The following is a 20,425-nucleotide window of genomic DNA, read 5'->3' as shown; positions in this document are numbered from 1 at the left end:
AAGAGTGAAGCATCTATAGTAAGAATAGTTTATGGTAATAAAATAATTGATTACTTGGAGCTAGTTAATGGATATTGCTTTTTTTAGTGCTCAGAAATATGAGCGACCTTTTTTTGAGCAAAGTTTAAATGGCTTTTCTAACATCACTATTACTTATTTTGAGCAAAGTTTATCGGCGCAGACGGCAATATTAGCTAAAAACTTTGACGCTGTGTGCGTATTTGTAAACGATAAAGTAGATAAAGCAGTGATTGAGCAACTTGCCACATTGGGTGTTAGCGCTATTTTATTACGCTGTGCGGGGTTTAATAACGTTGATTTGCCCATTGCCAAACAGCATAACCTAAGCGTATTACGCGTACCCGCCTACAGCCCTGAGGCAGTAGCTGAGCATTGTGTTGCTCTTATGCTTACCCTCAGCCGTAAAACACACAAAGCTTATAACCGAGTACGCGAAGACAACTTTGATTTAAATGGCTTACTTGGGTTTAACTTACATAACAAGACCATAGGGATTATAGGCTGCGGTAAAATAGGCTTGGCACTGTGTAACATTTTAAATGGTTTTGGCGCTAACGTTTTAGTGTGCGACCCTTTTGCAAAACCAGGCAATTACACTATTACCGATTTAAATACCCTACTTGCCCAAAGCGATATAATTTCACTGCACTGCCCGCTGAGCGAAGATACGCATCATTTAATCGATGACGCTGCATTTAATAAAATGAAAACCGGCGTCATGCTCATTAATACTTCTCGCGGTGCGCTGGTAAACAGCCAAGCCTGTATTAAAGCACTTAAATCACAAAAACTGGGGTATTTAGGGCTTGATGTGTACGAACAAGAATCAGAGCTGTTTTTTAAAAACCACAGTGACGAAATAAATCAAGACGATATATTCTCTCGTTTAGTGAGTTTTAGAAATGTGTTAATAACAGGGCATCAAGGCTTTTTTACTCAAGAAGCTCTAACCGAAATCGCTAATATAACATTACAAAATGCAAACGAGCTTGCTCAAGGGCAAACGCTAACCAATCAAGTATTGTAATACCAAGTCATTTAAACTGTAAAAAGCGAACTTTCGGATGACTCCCAATAGTTCGCTTTTTAAAACTGCATTTTTAAATTCGCGTTTAAAAGTTTTTAACCAAACGCTACATTTGCAAATACTAAGGTCATTAGCACTGGGCAGACAAAACGAATGTACTGAGCAAACCAATAGTGCGGCCCACTACTTGCCTTGTGCAGTTTATTACCACGTTGCCATAGCCAGCCTACCGTTATAAAGTAAAAAAGCCCCATCAACGGAAGTTGGTATTGAGTAAATACCATAATAACCAAACCAAATAGCCAATCAAAATTAACAATAATAGTACTGGCACAAACAAATACAATGGCGCTAACGGCCCATGTTGCTTTGGTTCTATCTACACTGTGGTTTTCAACCAAAAATGCCACAGGGATCTCAGTTGACGAAATAGTTGAGGTAACTGAAGCTATCGACATCAAAACAAAAAATAATAAGCCAACCAATAAACCAATTTCACCCATAGTGCCAAATAGCTCAGGTAATATGGCAAAAATAAGTTGCCCCTCACCAATTAGTTTACCGTTACTAAAGACTTCAACGCCATTGTACTGGGCAACATAAATAGCCGGAATTATTAATAAGCCCGCCAAAAACGCCACGCTGGTATCAAGTAGCGCAACACTTGCGGTTAATTTTGGTAAGTTAGCTCCGGGTTTTAAGTACGAGCCGTAAATCATCATACAGCCTACCCCAAGCGACAACGAAAAGAACGCTTGCCCCATTGCGGCAATAATTAAATCAGGGTCGAGTATTTTGCTAAAGTCAGGCACTAAATAGGCAGCAAACCCTTCGCTTGCGCCATCTAACGTTGCAATATAAATAATAAGCCCAATAAGAAGAACAAGTAAAAGCGGCATTAAACGGCGTGACCAGGTTTCTATTCCCGACTTCACCCCTTTTAAAATAATACTGGCGGTTAAAATAAGCATAAGCGGCGTAAAAATAAAATTACGTAACATAGAGTCGCTATGTAAAAACTCACTCAAGCTATGCAAGCCAAAAAAGCTACTTATAGGCTCTATAGCGTAGGAAAGCATCCAACCGGCCACAATAGAGTAAAAACTTAACATAACGATGGCACCGGCAAGGCCAATATAGCCTGCTGCGGCTCCCACTTTAGGGGCGTGATCTTGCCATGCTTGGCTTAGCGCTTTAACAGGATTAGCTTGTGCTTTGTAACCTAAATACAGCTCGGTGTACAAAGCAGGTAACGCCAGCAAAAAAATAACGATAAAGTAAACCAGTAAAAATGCGCCGCCACCATGATTAGCAGCCTGCGTAGGAAAACCCCATATATTACCTAAACCTACCGCTGCACCGGCTGCTGCCAATACAAAACCTAGTCGACTTTGAAAACCATCACGCACTTGTGCCATACACCTACAAATCTGTTATTATTTTAACGAATGCGAATTAAACCATATTTAAGAGCCACTGAGTAATAAAAATGTACTTAGCGCTCACAACAACTAACAACCGCTCACAAACTATCCAGCTTTGGGTAATAAATATGTAATCGGTCGTCATTTATAATGAGCAATGATGAGTGTAACTTACTTTGAAAACCAGCTAAAAGCCACGCCCGCTTTAGCAAATAACAGCCATTGCATTGCGTTGCTTAACGCAACCACCCTCAATGTGGATGAATTTGATTTACCCCACTATTTAAGCCCTTTTGAGCTCAATGTTATTAATCGGCGTAAAAATCCACAGGCTAAACAAGAATATTTAGCCACACGTTTAGTGCTTAAATACCTAGTAAAAACCGCTTGTTCTTCTTATGCATCATTAAAGCTGTGTGATATTAGTTCTGAATTTAACCCCGATAACAGTAAATTAGAATTACATATTAAAAATACAACAGGCGTGATCAGTTGCTGTATTTCGCATTCTCATGGTTTTGTAGGTGCAGCGTTAAATGTAGCATCAACTCAATTTGGCTTTGATATTGAAAAAATTAGTTTAAAGCGCCCTTTTAATAAACTCGCTAAACACTTTTACCACCCAGCCGAAGTGAGTTTAATAACCGATACAGATAACATAACAACTCAAGCACATCATTTTTTTAGGATTTGGACATTAAAAGAAGCGCTGGCTAAAGCCACCAGCCGCCCCATTGCTCAATTATTAAGCCCTAATGTGTTTAACGAACTTAATAACACTCAGCTTACAGCTTGTAGCAATACCGTGGTTGGAGCACATAACGACATATTTGATATTAGCGTTGTGGCAAAAAAAAGCACCGACTGGCGGTGCTCAATAATGACTATTAACGATTTACGCAGCGCAATCACTTTCTAGTAATCGACTATGAATCGCTTGAACCACTGCATCAGACTCGCTTTGCTCAACTAAAAAGCACAAGTTATGTTTACTTGCACCATGGCAAATGAGTCTAATATTAAAGTCACTTAATACTTTCATTAAATTCATTTCATGTTGGCGCAAAACAATTTCAGAGCCAATTAACGCTACCAGCGTTAAATTGTTTTCAACCGATACATGGCAAAATTCAGCGAGTTTATCCAAGCACTCTTGATCTAGCTCTGGGCGCGATGCATTAGGCGCATTATCAAGGGTAATTGCTACACTAATTTCAGAGGTGGTAACCAAGTCTACCGAAATATTACATTCACTTAAAATAGTAAAGATACGTGCTAAAAAACCACTCGCTAATAACATTTCAGGGCTTTTTAAGGTCAGTAGTATTTGGTTTTTACGCTGCGTGACCGCACGAATACCAGGTAACTGCGATTTTTCACGTTCAATCCACGTACCGCCAAGTTCTGGCTCTGTGCTTGAGCCAACAAACACATTAATATGGCTGCGACTGGCAGGCAAAATTGTAGCTGGGTGCAGCACTTTAGCGCCAAAGGTCGCCATTTCTGCGGCTTCATCAAAACTTAAACGCGCAATAGGAGTGGCTTTTACACACAAACGAGGATCGGTGCTAAAAATACCCACTACGTCAGTCCAAATATGCACACTTTTAGCGTTAATAGCCTCAGCAAGCAGTGCAGCGCTATAATCTGAGCCGCCTCGACCGAGCGTGGTCGTTAAATTGTTTGCATCGCTACCAATAAACCCTTGGGTCACAATAACGCTATCATCAAGCAGCGGAATTAAATGTGTTTGAGCGGCTTGCGCTGTGGCGGCCACATTTGGTGTTGCTTTACCAAATTGGCTATCGGTTTTAAGCACCTGGCGCACATCAAAACGAGTGGCATTTAAACCCTTTAATCTTAGTACTTGGGTAAATAAGTACGACGATAAACGCTCGCCAAAGCTAAGTAGCTCATCGAACTGCTGCTCAGTATTGAGTGTTTGTGCCGCCAACGTTTGAAATGCATCTAGCGTTTGATTAAACCCAAGGGCTAAATCCTCATCTAACGACAGGTCATTTAAAATAGCCTGCTGAATCGCAAGAACACCATCAATATGCTGTTGGCGTTTAGTGGCTTCAATACCCGCTTTGCAAAGCTCCACTAAATGATTGGTCACTCCGGCACTGGCGCTTACTGCAACAATACGTACATTTTTATCGTTTACGATAATTTCGCTACAACGGCTCATCGCCTCAAAGTTAGCAACGCTGGTGCCACCAAATTTGGCAACAATGTAATCTGATTTTGTGCACTGTGAACTTTGTGGCACTGATTGGGTAGTCATTTCGTCTCCTTTCGCGGCATCCAAACCGCAATAAAACAAGAAGAACTTGGCAGGAAATAAAGATAAGAAAAATCTACTGCCAGAAGCTCTCCACCTAAATTGGTGACAGTTTTGAGGATTCAGCCCCATAAACCGAAAAACAATGGTAACGACCCATTATTTTCCTCGGCGAGTACTTCCCTCCTTAATGGTCGCAGGCTGTCGTTGCCTCACATTAAGTACCTAAGTATCGCACCTCTTCTGAATGTATTATTAACCTGTGGCTAATAAAACAAAACCGCACTAAGAGTGCGGCTTTGAAAGTTATCGTTTAGACGTCTAGCTGTCAAGTCGTTTTACTATAAAATCAAATAAAACTACCCATTAAGTAAGAGCCCGCATAACCAAAGGTGTAACACAGTAATAAATACAGCGATAAGCGAAGGTAACTTGCAAACGTCAGCTCTTTTACCTTACTCATGGCTATAATACCGGCCGCCGAGCCAATGATTAGCATAGAGCCACCTACACCGGTTGCATACGTAAACGACAACCAATGCTGTTGACTCATTACAATGTCGGCTTTTAATAACGCTGCCGTTAGTGGCACATTATCAACACCTGCGGATAAAATACCCATTAAGTAGTTTGCGTACTCTGGCGCCATTACCGTATACAAATTAGTAAATTGGCTCAGTACCCCAACTTCTTTTAACGCACCAACAAGCAGTAACACACCCACGAAAAACAATAAGGTGTCGTACTCTATGTCGCGTATAAAATCGATCATATCTTTGTTGATGTCTTTTTTGCGCATTAAAAATTGCGCGACTAAAAACATAATAGATAAACCCAATAAAAAAGTAAGCAGAGGCGGTACACTGTATAAAACACTCAATGTAAGCGTAGCAATAACCGTAGTAAAGAAAATAACCGCAATGGTTATGTCGGTTTTTTCAATACGTTTAAATTTAGTTTTTTTAAACTCGAGTTGCTTATTCATGCCAATTGATAACAAAGTAGCCAGTAATAATACACTTAATAACGCAGGCACAATTAACAGTAATAAATTGCTAATTGTTACTTTACCATCAAGGAAAATCATAAGTGTGGTTACATCACCCGTGATAAGTGATACACCACCGGAGTTTACAGCAAATACAATAAGCGTGGCGTACTTAACTAGTTTTTTGGCTTCAAGCTTTAATGACATAATCACTGCCAGTGATATTAGCGTGGCCGTAACGTTGTCGGAAATAGATGAAAATAAAAACGCAAAACACCCCACCAAAAACATCAGCTTACGCTCACTAATGCTGGTTGGCATAATCCGGTTCACAACATTTTCGATAAGTCCTTTAGAGTTTAAATAGGCGACAAAGGTCATTGCGGCCATTAAAAACAGCCATAAAGAAGCAATTTCTAAAATATTGTGGTCTAGGAGGGTTTGAATCGTTTCGGGGCTTTGCCCATTAAGAGGAAAAATAAAGGAGATAATCCAACAAAGTGTACCAAAAAATAATGTCGTTTTTGCTTTGTTTACGTGGATCACATCCTCAATAACGATAAGCAAAAATGCAATCGCTATCAGCGTCAGGATAATCGAGGAAACCATGATATTAAACAACCTTCGGGGTTAAGTAAAAATTGAAACCATGTAAAAAATATACCCACAAACTCTATGTGCCTATATTCGGCGCGGATACTATCACTAAGCGGGTGTAAAAACTATTATTAAATCGTCGCAAAAACGAATACCATATAAGTTCGAGAAATATAAAATAACGAATACTAGGAAGTTGCAACGCCTTATGATCCCAGCTAAAAAGCTACTTAATACCCTAAATGAACACTGGGGTGTATTAGAGCTATTATTTAAGCGCTTTAAAATGGCCGACTTTAGTATTAAAGATCTTCAAAATGCCATTAAGCAAAAGCAACCCACGTGGAATAATGAGCGTATTTATAAAGAAACCAACCGGTTATTAAATCAAGAAATTATTATTCCGCTGGCTAAATCGTCACAACTGGAAATTAACCGCGCCATTGCCGACTTTGCCACCTTTTTACTGCAAGAAGAACATTTAGGCTTAGCACAAGAAATTAGTGTCTTGGTTGATGATTTGGCCCGTTTAGGTAATCGGCTATCTAATGCCGGTGAAATGGAAGATTTTGATGATTTACGCCGCTTTAGCCGTATTATGGATGATCGGGTGCGTAAAATAATCAAACTGTTTTTACACAACGAAAACGCTATTTTAAATATTGTTGAGCAAGCCAAATCTAACAATGCGGTGCAGTCGCTACAAAAACGCTATAAAGCCGTGATAGAAGCGTTTGATGAATATATAGAACCCATGCTGGAAATGGTGGATATTAGAGGCGACTTTCATGCCTGCTTTACCCTTATTGAGCAACAAATTAGCACCCAAATAGAACATATTGAACGTTCAGGCAAAGCGTACAACGATAAACGCATGCTTGAACAATTGCGTACCCGCATTCTAGAAATGCACCTAGTTGGCCGGATAAGCTTACGTAAAAGTGCCGATATGTTAATGCCACTGCGTGAAGAACTGCGCCGTAATAACCTTATTACCCGCCAAGTAGCAAAAGTATTAGGGCTAATACGTAAAAATGGAGTAGATAATATGCTCAGCGCCGTGCAGCCAAATTTTGTAAGCGATGCGCAAAAGTATTCATTGGGTCAACAGCGCCATATAGTAGCCTACATGGCAAGCCTGGCTGAATTTGAGCATCATGAATATCAGCTACCAGAGCAAAACGATGTGCCTGCGTTTGTCACGCCGAACATTCCTGACTATCACGATGTAAAAGCGCAGTTTGCAAAACGCTTCAAAAAGCAGCGTAAAAAACCACAGCCTCTGCTGCAATTTTTAGACGAAAGCTACCCAGAGCTTGAAGCCGATGAAATGCTGTTTTTGTATCAAAAACTAGTGAGCGATACCACCCTACACATTAGCCAAAGCGATAAAAAAGCCCGCGTTAACATTGCAGGCCAGCACTTTTCTTTGTACCCCTTTAATTCAGAGCCTCAGGCTGATAAAGCCGAGCACGAGTAATGACCATGACACAGATAAACTTAAATGAGCTTTCTCACTTACAAGCCATTAATAAAAAATTAGTCGCGGGTTACCACATTTGCGAACAAGACACCCTAATGTGGCAAGAGCTTGACCAACAAATTGAAGCTTACAGCGCCTTATTCACAGCATTAGGCCATGATTTAAAGCACGACAGTCGTGGCTTTTATTATTTTGCTAGCGATGAAAGCACCCCCAATATGGGCAAAATATCGCGCGCGATAGCGCTCACTATTTATATTTTAATCGAACACTTTGCCAACACAGGTAAAGACCCAATGCGTGCATTATTTGATGAGCCAAACGATTTAGAGCTAATGCAAACCTTGGTACAACTTAATAAACATTTATTTGATCAGCTTGAAATATTCTCGGGTTCTGATTTACGCAAAGATGTGTATTTACGCATGGTACGTTTAGGCCTTGCCCGCGAAGTGGAAGGCGGCTTTATGCTACAGGCGCCAATTCATCGCTATATTGATGCCTTAATGGAAGTAAATGAAGAAACCTTTTTAGGAGAGGACGAGGAATGAAAAACTTATACGGACTGAGTAAACTCGCCCTACTTAATACTGCAGGCTATGCAAAGTGTGTGATCCCACTTGATAAAAGTAGCTCGATTTGTGCGCCTAACAACACAGGTAAAAGCTCAGTTATTAATGCACTGCAATTTCCGCTAATTAACGATTTACGCCTTACCGAGTGGGATGGCCACGATTTAGATGAAACCCGTAAGTTTTATTTTTCATCAGATCAATCGTACATTTTATTGCAAGCCGATTTACCCCATGGCTCAGTTGTCATTGGCGTAGCAGGCTTAGGTAAAATTGCCGGTTATGCACACCAATACTTTTGCTATCAAGGCAAACTTGATTTAGCCCAGTACACCCAAGGCAATACCATTATTAAGTTTACCAAGCTGTTTAATCACTTAAAGCAGCAAGGTTACAACCCGATAGAGCTTAAAGCGCAAGAGTTAAACGCCCTACTTACTGGCGGTGCAACGCAATTTGATGGTGAGATCAATTTAAAAATGATCCCCCTTAACAACGTTCAAGACTCTGCAATATACAAAGAAATATTTCGTCGTATTCTTAATTTACATAAATTAGGCGCAAATGACGTTAAGCGCTTTATGTTACGTGTGTTTGAACGCCACATGTCAAATTCAAAGGTCGACTTTTACGAAGTATGGCGCCGGTCGTTTGATAAAGTAAACCGCGCAAAACGTGAATTAAAAGCCCTTGAGTCAATGCAAGAGCCCATAGCCGCCCTCGAATCTATGCTTGAAAACCAAACCGTTCTTAAAGGTAAACTGGCCGCTTATGCACCAAAAATTGACCAAGCACTGATTGATTTTGATACGTATCAGGAAGAGCAACTAAGCGAGCTCAACATCGCTCTTGAAGATATTGAGCACGAAAAACACGAGTTTGAACAAAAACAAAGCCTATACGTTCAACAATCGCGCGATATAGAGCGCAAACAAACCCAAATTGAACAGTGGTTTTTAGATTACAACGCTCTTAAAAGTGAGTTTGAGCTGGTTAATAAAGCCACGCTCAAAACCAGCTTAACGCAGTTAAAAAATGACTACGAGTCGTTGTCACACTCAATAACGAGTGCACAAGGTCAAAGCCTGCACACCCTTGATTACCGCATTGGCGAAACACAAAAACAAATTAAAAGCTTAAAGTTACAACTTAAAAACTTAGAATTTAATTTATTCACTCGTATGCGTGAAGACTTATCACTGAAAGAAGTTGAAGAAATATCGCGACTATTAAACCCCGATCTTCTCTCCTTTGCTACCACCAGCAATGGCGATATCACTATTGATGATGACGACGCTTTCGGCGAATTTTTAGCGCAGCTTAGTGAAAACGTAAAAGGCGGTGTACTCACCCTGCCCGGTGCCAGTATTAAGCTTAAAAAACTCTCGCCTGTGCAAATGCAAAGCGGCGAAAACAAAGAGCAACTGAGTGCTCAATTAACCGCACTTGAGCAATCATTAAAAGAGTTTAAACAACAGCGCGAAGTGGCCGCCAATGTTGCAGATAAGCAAAAAGAAAAAGACGCGCTATACGATGAGCTTATGAGTGCTGAAAGTGCACTTAAACGCTTAGAGCAATTTGAAGTGATGCAACAATCGGTTGACGCCCAAGCAATGCTAAAAGAGCAGCTTTTAGCCGAACGCGAACAAGTTGACGACTACCTACAAGATATTCAAAAAAACAGTGGCTCAATTGCTGATAGACGCTCGTTAATTAAATCAAAACAAGCGCAAATTAATCGTCAAACAGAGCGCCTGCGCCAAGTTAAAACCGAGCGTATTGACCACACGTTAGATTTATACAGTGGTAAAGTGACGCCTTACATGATTGATATAAAAATCGATTTTGATAATTTAAGCGATTTAATTCACCACTTTAACAAAGACTGCCAAGAGCTACGTAATTTCGATATAAATGTACGTAATACTTATATGCATATTTACAATGCAGGTATTACCAAATTCGATAACGAAAACGATGAGTTTAGTAAATACCAAAAACTTATTAGCGCGTTTCATAATATTGATAACGAGCGTGATGCCGTTGAGCGCCAAGGTCGCGTTGCCCTCACCGAAGTGGCCGCCACTATTAAAGGCTTACGTGAAGATTTGGACCGCCTACGCCGTGAAATGAATAGCTTTAATAAAGGCATAAGCCAGCATCGTATTTCAAACCTGCAAGCGTTTAAAATTAATATTATCCCGCGCAAAATGTTGGTAGATAGCATTGATACCATTATAAGTACCTCTAACCAAATTGAACAAGGCGATACCCTTGATTTACTTAGCCAAGAGCCGTACAGCGAAAGTGCGGTAAACGACGCAAAAGATCATTTAATTAAACTCGCCTCAGACAAAGCAGGCCTGACCCTTACCGATTTATTTGATATTCGTTTTGAAGTGGTTAACCGCGCGGGCGAAACCGAGCACTTTGAAAAAATAGATTCGGCTGGTTCAAATGGTACGCGTATCACCATTAAGCTATTATGTGGCATGTTGTTTATTCGTTACTTATTAAGCGATCAGGAACAAAACTTATACCGTATACCTATTTACATAGATGAAGCGGCTGATATCGATCCGCAAAACCAAAAAGCAATTATAGAAACCGCCCTGAGCTTTGGCTTTGTGCCAATATTTGCTTCGGTTAAACCGCAAATAAGTTGTGATTATATTGTGCCAATTCGTTCGGTAAAAAACGGCGCACAAAACTGGGTAGATGAAAAAGATTGGATTGAGGTTGAACATAAAGCCTCTCTACTGGACTAAGAGTTAATTGGCTATTCATCTTAGCCAGTTACACTTATTTTTAGATTTTAAATTACCCTCGCCCATGGTAGTTTAAACAAACGCACTTTATTGGAGCAAACGGTATGAAACATATATTTATTGTCGCAGCACTGGCGCTACTTACCGCCTGTACACAAACGCCCGATTGGGATTACGATAAATCAGCAAACTTTAGTAACTACAAAACGTTTGCTTGGGTAGAAAACGCGAGCCTAACTAAAGACACGAATAACTACCAAATCAGTGGCCTTATGGAAAAACGCGTTCGCAATGCGGTAAACAACCAACTAAGCCAACAGTTAGGTATGCAATTGGTTGACGTAGCGCAAGCTGATGTACTTGTTAATTACCATGCAAGTGTTGATAAAGAGCTAGAAGTAGATACCTTTAATGTAGGCTACGGTGCACGTTGGGGTTACTGGGGCACAGGCTTTAACCACGATGTAAGCGCACGTGAGTATGAAGTAGGCACGTTAGTTATCGATATTATTGATCGTGAATCAAACCAATTAATTTGGCGTGGTGCTAAAGATGGTCGTTTAAAGAAAAAACAAACACCATCACAACGTGAAGCCGCTATTAAAGAAACGGTTGCCAATATTTTAAGCAACTTTCCGCCTAAAGCGCAGCAATAAATTTTAATTAATATTTAAAAGCCCGCATGTTCGCGGGCTTTTTGTGAGAAAAGGAATTTTTCGGTGACATTTAAAAAGCTCCTAACCCTTAGCTTATTTTTACCCCTGCTTTGTGCGTTCCATGCGTACGGCACTCAACTACAGTTAAAGCCTGGTATATGGCAAGGAATTTATAAAGATCATTTTGAGTACAATGTACTGGAAATTAAAGAAAACGGAGAACACCGTTTAATAATAGCAAGTATCGCCAATGCATTTTATAGAAATAAATCAATTGCGTTTAGCAATAATGATATCAAATGCAGTCGCATTAATTGCACTATCAAACTTGTTAGCCCTAATAAAGAACATCTGCAATTCACATTGATTTTAAGCCCCTTTTTAGATAATTCATTCGAGGTGTTAGAAATTTATTCTAATGCAGACGATAATTTTGTAATGTCAAAAACGTACCGATTGGAAGAACAAAAAGGGCAATCTACCGTTCGTACATTTATAGGTAAATACCGCTCTAAAATAGATGAGTTAGCTGCTATAGAAAAGACGGGCCTACATGGTTTTTGGGTAGGATTATTAAATTTAGACGGCAAGCAAGAACTAGCAAGTATTGAATTTCACCCCAATAAAAAGTCGTATTTCAATTATTTTACAAATGGGACCAATGACATAATTAGCACCTCTTTTATGCCACAAGATATTCAAGAAAAAGAGAGGATATTGGAAATAACCACCAGCCATCCACTTTTCGCAAATAAGCTAATTATTCATAAAGACAACCGAGAACTTAAAGGCTATATGTACTCAAACCACAAAGGCACAACACTTCAAACTGGCTCGTTCAAATTATATCGTTTTGAAAGGCCTGAGTACCCTTAAAGCTATCACGATTTATACTTGTGCAATAAATCAATTGGGATATGGCAATAATCATCAGGGTGATTGGTTAAACGGTCTTGATGCTCGGGATCGCTAGGGACATAATTAGTCAATGGCGCTACTTGTACCGCTATTTTTTCAGCATCATCACGCTGGCTAATATAGTCTCTGGCGATGTTTAAATGATTACTGTCTTGGCTAAAAATGGCGGTGCGGTATTTTTCACCTACATCGTCACCTTGTTTATTGATACTGTATGGGTCAATAATCTCAAAAAAATAGCCGATTAATTCATTTAAGGTCACTTCTTGGCTATCAAAGGTTACTTTCACGCATTCGGCATAGCCATCGTATTCACCTTGTGTTGTGTTACTAGTGCCATTGGCACGCCCCGCCTCAGTAGTCACTACTCCAGGTAAATACTTCATAAATTCTTGCACGCCCCATAAGCAACCACCAGCAAAATAAAGTGTGTGCTGATTTAATGAATGACTCGATTGTTGTGTTTGCATAATAAAGTGACCAATGTAAATAATTTATAGGATGCAGAGTTACTATTTTGTAACGCTAGGTTTGATTATCAAATGCAGTTTTTTATCATTAATGTACAATAGCGCCCAAAATCACCCTAGCTTAGTGAGCTTACCTTATCATGTGATAAAAAATGATAGGTATTTAATTGTTAGCGCCATTGCATAAAATGAGAATAATGACATGAATCGTGCCCCGCACCTTATTATACCGGCTTTACTAGCCAGTATTTCGACTGTTGCTTATGCAGAACAGAGTAAAGAAACAGCAACCATAGAACAAATAACAATTGAAGCGTCTCCCACTGCCAATACCTTACCCGTTGGTACATTTGATTCACCTATTTCAAATTTAGAATACGACCCGCGTGTTGACTTGCAATCACGCAATATGGCTGAAGCACAAGCTGATGTAACGATACGCGGGGGTATTTTTGAAAATACCGGCTTTAGAGTCGGCAGTGCAACTCTACTCGACCCGCAGTCTGGTCACTACTTTGCAGAAATTCCTATTGCACCACAAATGCTAACAGGTGCTAGCGTATTAACCGGAGCCGATAACGCACTTTATGGCATGAATAGCTCTGTGGGTACTGTGTCGTTTGCTTGGAAACCAATAACAACCGGTGGCAGTGTCTCTTTGGGCGCAGGCTCAAATGACTTTAACTTACAAACAATTCATGCAGGTGTGAGTACTCCAATTGAAGCAAACGCTAATTGGCGTATTGGTTTTGAAGGTGAATATTCGCACTCACAAAGCGATGGTTCGATTGATTTTGGCGATCATGACTTTACTCGTACCTCAGGTAGAGTGCAGTTAACCGGGAGCGATTCACAAACTGATTTATTTTACGGCTTACAAGAAAAGTTTTTTGGTTGGCCAAACCTTTATACCCCCTTTGGTGTAAATGAAACCGAAGACTTAGAAACGCAACTGTTAATGCTTAACCATAAGCAAGCTTATGCAATAAATAGTGAATTTGAAGTATCGGCTTATTACCGCAAGCATAACGACCATTATGTTTATTCAAGAGAGAACCCAAGCGCGTTCCAAGCATTTCATGAAACACAAGTAACATCACTGGCTGTTTCAGGTCGCCATGCGCAAACAAAGTCAGTTGCGGTTAATTACTCGGCGCAATATATAGGAGACAGTATTGACTCCACCACCCTTGAAAATAACTTTACTTCACGTAACTACTTTAAGCTTAGTGTATTACCAGAATACACAACAGCACTAGCAAGCAACCAGCAACTAACGGTGCGTTTAGGGGCTGCATTTGATAACACCAGTCGTGATGATTCCGAGCTATCGCTAATTGGGGATGTTAGTTTAAATACCCATAATAACGATGGCACTGAGCGAACATTGTATTTGTCGTATGCTGAGGCAAACCAAGTAGCCGGTTATACTGCTATTGGTGGCAGTGAATCAGGTGGTTTGTTTAGAAGTAACGCTAATCTTGAGCGCGAAACCACTAAAAATTTAGAGCTGGGCTTATTGCTTGAGCAACAAAGCTGGCAGCTTAATTCCGCACTTTTTTATCGTAAAGATAACAACCTAACCGATTGGACATTTAGCTTTGATTCAAGCTCAGCGCGATTTGCGCAGCCGGTTGATATTGACACCACAGGCCTTGAGTTTTTAGCCACTAAACAATTTAATAATACAGAAATTGTTGCCAGCTATACCTACTTACATAAAACAGAAACCTATGGCGCTGAAAATGTTGATGCTAGCTTTTATGCCTTAAATTTTCCTGATCATCGTGTAACGCTCGGTGCAATTTGGAACCCGACGGATATGTTAGAGTTTCGAGTAGATAATGAGTGGCGTAAACAGCATAACAATGCGCTGCGCCGTTCAGATGACGAGGCACTATTTACTCAGCTGACGTTAAAAATAACCCCGGCTACACTGCAAAATTTCTTTATTACTTTAGCTGCGGATAATTTGTGGGATGAATCGTTTGAAGAAATCCCAGGCACGCCAGGTCGCGGTGAGCAATATACGCTAAGCGCAACGTATAGCTGGTAACAATTTAGCTCGGCGAGGGTGTATCCCACGCTGAGCTTGTTTTTTAAATTGAAATAATAAACAGACTAGTAACAAGCTGACTTAAAAATTTCATACCGCAATTCGCTCTACTTTACGTGCCCTAAAAGCGCAGCGCCTCTTCGCCCTCTTTGTGCATTTATCATTAAAAACGGTATGAACAAAGAGAATTGAATGAGAAAAAACACTAGCGACAATGCTAAGTGGATACGTAATTGAACTCTCTCAGTACTACTTTTAGAAACACAAAGTAAGTGTCTACACTTTTCAGGCGTATAAATTGTAAATATATGTGTATTTAATACAATAAATTAGGTTAATTGCTCTAATTCTGTAATTAACGTCAATGCGTGTTCATTAGTCGTCCCACAAACATCTAAAGTGGCGCTAAAATCACTACACACTTTAGGGCGCGACTCATCACCAAATAGCTTACATAAATTACGCTCATCCAGCTGAATACAACGTTCTCCGGCCTTTTTACCATTTGGCATACCCGGTATTGGCGAGCTAATACTTGGTGCAATACAACATGCTCCACAGCCTAAACGGCACGCCATTGATTGTGTTTTCATTATAACCTCAGTAATAAATTTCAATTATATTGTTGCTGCTTTGCATACAAACAGAGCGATTTGTTCTATTTGTAACCGCATTATGCAATGACTTGTTACATCTTCAAACACACTGTAAACACTTTATTGCGTATCATTAGTTCATCAGCACAATTTATGAAGGAATGCCCTGTGGCGACTAAAAAACAAATAATACTCCCTATCGCGGTCCTTGTTGGTGGCATCGCCCTTGCAGCGGGCTTTTCAGCAATGAAAAAACCACCAGAAGAAAAACCAGAACAAGATACTCGCCCATTGGTTGCAGCACAACCTATTCACCTTGATGCAATCACTCTCGATGTTAAATCGTACGGTATTGTGCAACCTAAAGACCGCACTGAGCTGATTGCTCAGGTAAGTGGCCAAGTTATTTCTGTTGCAGGGCAATTTGTTGAAGGTGCCTTCGTAAAGCAAGGAGATATTTTAGCACGAATTGACCCAAATGATTACGAAGCTGATTTAATTGAAGCTGAGGCTGGGCTCGCCCAAGCAAGTTCAGCGCTTGAGATTGAACGTGCTCAAGCGCATGTTGCTAAAGCTGAATGGGAACGCATTAAAGCAGACTCAAGTGATATCACCGCCTCTGCGCTTTATTTACGTAAACCGCAATTAGCAGAGAAAATGGCGCGTTATCGCTCAGCACAAGCAAGTGTAAAACGTGCTAAACGTAATTTAGAACGCACTTATATTAAAGCCCCCTACGATGCAATTATAAACGCGCGTAGCATTAGTTTGGGTTCTGTTGTAAATCCAGGTAATAGCTTTGGCTCACTCAGCGCCACTTCGGTCGCTGAAGTACGTTTACCGGTTGCCGATAAAGAGCTTCAATACTTAAATAATGGCGGCATTGGTGCAACTGTGTTATTTAGTGCGCAGTTCGCGGGCAAAGAAACCACATGGCAGGCTAAAGTAGTACGCAGTGAAGGGGTGATAGATCAAAAAAGCCGTATGAGCTATTTAGTGGCACAATTACCAACCCCATATGCTAACAAAACTCAACCATTGCGTTTTGGCTCCTATGTTAACGCTAGCATAGAAGGTCGTGCAGTTAATAACGCCATTGTTGTGCCACATCATTTAGTCAAAGAAAATAAAATTGCGATATTAAATGACGATTTAACCCTGTCGTTTAAAACTCTCAATATTATACGTGAACAAAACGGCATGGTGATCGCAGACCAAGGGCTTAATGAAGGTGAACAGCTAATTACTTCTGCCCTTGAATACCCTACCGAGGGAATGGCGGTAAAAATTGAAGACGTTGTAACAACCCCAGACGTTACTCAACTTGCATTGAAACAGGAGTAACTTATGTCTACACGTGAAAAAGGCCTAATTGCATGGTTTGCGCGCAACCCTGTTGCAGCAAATCTATTGATGATATTTATACTTATTGGTGGCATTTTAACGGCGTTTACTATTCGCAAACAAATGTTTCCACAATTTGAAAGTAACTGGATCAGTGTCTCCGCGGTATACCCTGGCGCAGCCCCGCAAGAGGTTGAGGAGGGCATTACCATAAAAGTCGAGGAGAACCTTGAGGGTATAGAGGGAATAAAGCGCCTTATCACCTACTCCAATAGAGGCTCTTCACAAGCGTGGATTGAAATAGAAGAGCAGTTTGACCCGCAAGAAGTACTCGATGAAATTAAAGTACAAGTAGATTCAATTAATACGTTTCCTGCGGGTATGGAGCGCCCTATTGTTCGTCGCGATAAGTACGAACAAGAAGTAATGATACTTGCCCTTTACGGTGACATGAGTAACTACCAACTTAAAGAGCTCGGAAACGATATAAAAGACGAGCTTCAGGCACTGCCTAATATTAATTTAGTTAACTTTAATGGTGGCCTTAATTACGAAATTGGTATTGAAGTAAGCCCAGACAAACTGCGTGCTTATGGATTAACGTTTAGAGATATTGCCAGTGCAGTGCAAAGCTTTTCTGCCAATATGTCAGCTGGGCAAATTCGCTCTGAAAATGGCTATATTTCAATGCGCGTTGAGAAACAAGCCTACCGTGGTAGCGAGTTTGCAAAACTACCACTGATCACCCTTGCCGATGGCGCGCAAGTATATTTAGGTGATGTTGCCACTATAAATGATGGCTTTGAAGAAGGCCTGCAATACTCAAAATACAATGGTAAAAACTCATTGTCGTTTGAAGTAAACGCCTCTAAAGATCAAGATATTACCGATGTTGCTAAAGTACTTAAAACCTATATGGCTGAAAAAGAATCGCAACTGCCTGCAGGTGTTAAGCTCTCTCCTATTGTTGATTTAACTTACTACCTCGAAGGTCGCCTCGATATGATGGTCGACAATATGATTTGGGGTGGCTTACTAGTTATGTTGGTATTAGCCTTGTTTTTACCATTACGTTTAGCTTTTTGGGTAATGATGGGTTTACCTGTGTCATTTTTAGGTGCCTTTTTGTTTATGCCAATTGGCTTTTTGGATGTCACCATTAACTTAGCCTCGTTATTTGCCTTTATACTGGTGCTTGGGATAGTGGTTGATGACGCCATAGTTGTGGGCGAATCTGCTAGTGCTGAAATAGAAAAACACGGCCATACACTCGATAACGTAGTACGCGGCGTAAAGCGCGTGGCAATGCCAGCCACATTTGGCGTACTTACCACTATTGCGGCATTTTTACCGCAAACTCTTGCCACAGGCCCAGGTGCGGCTTTTTCTAAAGCCATTGGTGGGGTGATTATTTTATGTTTAATTTTCTCACTGATTGAATCAAAACTTATTTTGCCGGCACATATTGCGGCAATGAAAGACCGTAAACCAAATCCAAAAAACCCGCTTCACCGTGCACGTAAAGTAATGGATAACGGCCTAAAAAGTTTTGTTGATAACTACTACACCCCGTTTGTTGGTCGCTGCATTCATTATCGCTATACCGTAATTGTCGGGTTTATGTGTTTACTGATTGTCAGTGCGGGAATGTTTGCCGGTGGTTTAGTTAAATTTGTGCCTAATCCTAAAATACCGCACGATTTTCCTCGCATTGATATAGAAATGAACTTAGCGTCTTCTGAGCAAGCAACGCTTGAGACAGCTAAAAAAGTAGAGCAGCTAATACTGAGCGTTGATAAGCAGCTCAAAGAGCAATACGGTAAACCGATGATCCGCGATTTATCAGTTAGCTTACGTGGGCGAACGCAAGCAAACATTATGGCTATTTTAGTTGAACCCGACCTGCGCCCTATTGATACCTTTGCACTGAGTGCCTTATGGCGCGAACAAATGCCTAACTTACCGGGTGTTAAAACCCTAACCATTCAAGACAGTATTATGAACGGGGGTCGAGACGATGGCGATGTAAGCTTTAAACTCGAAGGTAAAAATGCACAAGTACTTAAAGAAGTCGCTGGTAAGCTTAAAACCAAGTTACAAAGTATGGAAGGCGTAGGCGATGTTAATGACTCAATGCAAAGCGCTACCGAGGAAGTACAGCTAGATTTAAAACCACTTGCTTACAGCATGGGGCTAACCCTTGCCGATGTGGCCTCACAAGTAAGCTTTAGTTATTATGGTCTTGAAGCACAACGTATTCTTCGCGAAGGTGAAGAAATTAAAGTGATGATCCGCTACCCAGAAGATGAGCGTAACTCAATCAGCGATATCGACAGCGTACGTATTATCACCCCCACAGGCGCTGAAGTACCATTAAGTGAAGTTGCTAATATTTCATTAGTTGATGGGGTTAATCGTATTCGCCGTGAAAATTCAAAACGTACAGTAAACGTGTGGGCTGCGGTAAATACTGACCAAGTAGAACCCTTTGCCATTGCACAACAAATTCGTGATGAGTACTTACCTTCATTACTTAAAAACTACCCAGGGGTACAAAGTAATGTGGCTGGTCGTATTCAAGAGGAAATGGATAGCGCTGATGAGCAATTACGTGACTTTGCGCTATCGATGATCATAATTTTTGCATTATTGGCTATTCCTCTGCGCTCTTACTCGCAACCATTAATTATTATGTCGGTCATTCCATTTGGTGTGGTTGGCGCCATGTTTGGCCACATGGTACTAGGTATGACCATGAGCAGCTTATCGATGTTTGGCATTATTGCGGTAGCCGGTGTGGTGGTTAATGACTCACTCGTGATGGTAGATTTTGTAAACAAAGCGCGTGCTGAAGGCGTGGCAATAAAACAAGCGGTAATGCAAGCCGGTGCACGTCGCTTTAGAGCCATATTACTAACTTCAATCACCACCTTTATTGGGGTCATGCCGATTATTATGGAAACCAGCTTACAAGCAAAAATTGTAATACCTATGGCGGTATCGCTCGCTTTTGGTGTGCTGTTTGCCACGGTAATAACGCTTATTCTTATACCGTGTCAGTATGTTGCGCTTGAAGATGCAAAACGCCTGATCCGCAAATGGCGCGGTAAAGATGCCCTAGTCGATGGCCAACCAGCAACGACGAATCACTAAATTAAGTAAAATCCCAACCAAAAAGCTCGGTATTATTATGCCGAGCTTTTTATTTATACATTAAACTG

The 20,425-nt window shown here is 40.6% G+C and carries 15 protein-coding genes and 1 riboswitch; of the genes, 10 read left to right on the top strand and 5 right to left on the bottom strand.

The window, feature by feature from the left end; genetic code table 11:
- The first annotated feature begins 67 nt into the window (after positions 1–67).
- The gene (locus tag BM380_RS00880) at positions 68–1,048 is read left to right on the top strand and encodes a 2-hydroxyacid dehydrogenase (RefSeq protein ID WP_090492360.1); all 981 of its coding nucleotides are present in this window, start codon (positions 68–70) and stop codon (positions 1,046–1,048) included.
- A gap of 95 nt (positions 1,049–1,143) precedes the next feature.
- On the opposite strand, the gene BM380_RS00875 is transcribed toward BM380_RS00880, so the two are convergent.
- Positions 1,144–2,466: a sodium-dependent transporter gene (locus BM380_RS00875; RefSeq protein WP_090492358.1), complete on the bottom strand. Its 1,323-nt coding sequence runs from the start codon at positions 2,464–2,466 to the stop codon at positions 1,144–1,146.
- 166 nt (positions 2,467–2,632) lie between these two features.
- On the opposite strand from BM380_RS00875, the gene BM380_RS00870 reads away from it, so the two are divergent.
- Positions 2,633–3,391 (top strand): 4'-phosphopantetheinyl transferase family protein, encoded by a 759-nt coding sequence (locus BM380_RS00870; RefSeq protein ID WP_090492356.1) that lies wholly within the window; start codon positions 2,633–2,635, stop codon positions 3,389–3,391.
- Here the strand turns inward: BM380_RS00870 and lysC are convergent.
- Both lysC and nhaD read right to left on the bottom strand, forming a co-directional pair.
- Positions 3,368–4,759, bottom strand: coding sequence for a lysine-sensitive aspartokinase 3 (lysC, locus tag BM380_RS00865; RefSeq protein ID WP_175527436.1), 1,392 nt, complete (start codon positions 4,757–4,759; stop codon positions 3,368–3,370). The two genes, BM380_RS00870 and lysC, sit on opposite strands and share 24 nt — an antisense overlap.
- A gap of 75 nt (positions 4,760–4,834) precedes the next feature.
- Positions 4,835–5,007, bottom strand: a riboswitch (Lysine riboswitch).
- Between the two features lie 98 nt (positions 5,008–5,105).
- Positions 5,106–6,353, bottom strand: a complete 1,248-nt coding sequence (gene nhaD / locus BM380_RS00860) for a sodium:proton antiporter NhaD (RefSeq protein ID WP_013465139.1) — start codon at positions 6,351–6,353, stop codon at positions 5,106–5,108.
- A 196-nt stretch (positions 6,354–6,549) separates the two neighbouring features.
- Here nhaD and BM380_RS00855 point away from each other — a divergent pair, with 196 nt between their 5' ends.
- The 5 genes from BM380_RS00855 to BM380_RS00835 all read left to right on the top strand — a co-directional run bounded on the left by BM380_RS00855 (position 6,550) and on the right by BM380_RS00835 (position 12,696).
- A complete protein-coding gene (locus BM380_RS00855) occupies positions 6,550–7,821 on the top strand; it encodes a hypothetical protein (RefSeq protein ID WP_090492353.1) in 1,272 nt (423 codons plus the stop codon).
- Between the two features lie 5 nt (positions 7,822–7,826).
- A complete protein-coding gene (locus BM380_RS00850) occupies positions 7,827–8,375 on the top strand; it encodes a condensin complex protein MksE (protein WP_028835095.1) in 549 nt (182 codons plus the stop codon).
- Entirely contained in the window at positions 8,372–11,164 is a 2,793-nt protein-coding gene (locus BM380_RS00845; RefSeq protein WP_013465142.1) for an AAA family ATPase, read from the top strand. Before BM380_RS00850 ends, BM380_RS00845 begins: the two co-directional genes overlap by 4 nt.
- A gap of 104 nt (positions 11,165–11,268) precedes the next feature.
- A complete protein-coding gene (locus BM380_RS00840) occupies positions 11,269–11,820 on the top strand; it encodes a DUF4136 domain-containing protein (protein ID WP_013465143.1) in 552 nt (183 codons plus the stop codon).
- Between the two features lie 63 nt (positions 11,821–11,883).
- The gene (locus BM380_RS00835) at positions 11,884–12,696 is read left to right on the top strand and encodes a hypothetical protein (RefSeq protein WP_033103309.1); all 813 of its coding nucleotides are present in this window, start codon (positions 11,884–11,886) and stop codon (positions 12,694–12,696) included.
- 5 nt (positions 12,697–12,701) lie between these two features.
- Here the strand turns inward: BM380_RS00835 and BM380_RS00830 are convergent, their stop codons facing one another.
- Positions 12,702–13,208, bottom strand: a complete 507-nt coding sequence (locus BM380_RS00830; RefSeq protein WP_090492351.1) for a peptide-methionine (S)-S-oxide reductase — start codon at positions 13,206–13,208, stop codon at positions 12,702–12,704.
- A 202-nt stretch (positions 13,209–13,410) separates the two neighbouring features.
- Here BM380_RS00830 and BM380_RS00825 point away from each other — a divergent pair, with 202 nt between their 5' ends.
- Complete coding sequence (locus tag BM380_RS00825) at positions 13,411–15,264, top strand: TonB-dependent receptor plug domain-containing protein (protein WP_090492349.1); 1,854 nt, start codon at positions 13,411–13,413, stop codon at positions 15,262–15,264.
- 329 nt (positions 15,265–15,593) lie between these two features.
- Here BM380_RS00825 and BM380_RS00820 read toward each other — a convergent pair whose 3' ends face one another.
- A complete protein-coding gene (locus tag BM380_RS00820; RefSeq protein WP_008109286.1) occupies positions 15,594–15,857 on the bottom strand; it encodes a YkgJ family cysteine cluster protein in 264 nt (87 codons plus the stop codon).
- Between the two features lie 171 nt (positions 15,858–16,028).
- On the opposite strand from BM380_RS00820, the gene BM380_RS00815 reads away from it, so the two are divergent.
- Positions 16,029–17,204: an efflux RND transporter periplasmic adaptor subunit gene (locus BM380_RS00815; protein ID WP_024602956.1), complete on the top strand. Its 1,176-nt coding sequence runs from the start codon at positions 16,029–16,031 to the stop codon at positions 17,202–17,204.
- Between the two features lie 3 nt (positions 17,205–17,207).
- The gene (locus BM380_RS00810; protein WP_090492347.1) at positions 17,208–20,357 is read left to right on the top strand and encodes an efflux RND transporter permease subunit; all 3,150 of its coding nucleotides are present in this window, start codon (positions 17,208–17,210) and stop codon (positions 20,355–20,357) included.
- The last annotated feature ends 68 nt before the right edge of the window (positions 20,358–20,425 follow it).

This window comes from Pseudoalteromonas sp. DSM 26666 (assembly GCF_900116475.1).
GTDB classification, from domain to species: Bacteria; Pseudomonadota; Gammaproteobacteria; order Enterobacterales; family Alteromonadaceae; genus Pseudoalteromonas; species Pseudoalteromonas tetraodonis.
This window is presented reverse-complemented; position numbering and strand designations above follow the sequence as displayed.

Bases quoted from the DNA above. Each gene is read 5' to 3' on its own strand.
- BM380_RS00880 (WP_090492360.1), top strand. From the start codon at position 68: ATGGATATTGCTTTTTTTAGTGCTCAGAAATATGAGCGACCTTTTTTT.
- BM380_RS00875 (WP_090492358.1), bottom strand. From the start codon at position 2,466: ATGGCACAAGTGCGTGATGGTTTTCAAAGTCGACTAGGTTTTGTATTG.
- BM380_RS00870 (WP_090492356.1), top strand. From the start codon at position 2,633: ATGAGTGTAACTTACTTTGAAAACCAGCTAAAAGCCACGCCCGCTTTA.
- lysC (WP_175527436.1), bottom strand. From the start codon at position 4,759: ATGACTACCCAATCAGTGCCACAAAGTTCACAGTGCACAAAATCAGAT.
- nhaD (WP_013465139.1), bottom strand. From the start codon at position 6,353: ATGGTTTCCTCGATTATCCTGACGCTGATAGCGATTGCATTTTTGCTT.
- BM380_RS00855 (WP_090492353.1), top strand. From the start codon at position 6,550: ATGATCCCAGCTAAAAAGCTACTTAATACCCTAAATGAACACTGGGGT.
- BM380_RS00850 (WP_028835095.1), top strand. From the start codon at position 7,827: ATGACACAGATAAACTTAAATGAGCTTTCTCACTTACAAGCCATTAAT.
- BM380_RS00845 (WP_013465142.1), top strand. From the start codon at position 8,372: ATGAAAAACTTATACGGACTGAGTAAACTCGCCCTACTTAATACTGCA.
- BM380_RS00840 (WP_013465143.1), top strand. From the start codon at position 11,269: ATGAAACATATATTTATTGTCGCAGCACTGGCGCTACTTACCGCCTGT.
- BM380_RS00830 (WP_090492351.1), bottom strand. From the start codon at position 13,208: ATGCAAACACAACAATCGAGTCATTCATTAAATCAGCACACACTTTAT.
- BM380_RS00825 (WP_090492349.1), top strand. From the start codon at position 13,411: ATGAATCGTGCCCCGCACCTTATTATACCGGCTTTACTAGCCAGTATT.
- BM380_RS00820 (WP_008109286.1), bottom strand. From the start codon at position 15,857: ATGAAAACACAATCAATGGCGTGCCGTTTAGGCTGTGGAGCATGTTGT.
- BM380_RS00810 (WP_090492347.1), top strand. From the start codon at position 17,208: ATGTCTACACGTGAAAAAGGCCTAATTGCATGGTTTGCGCGCAACCCT.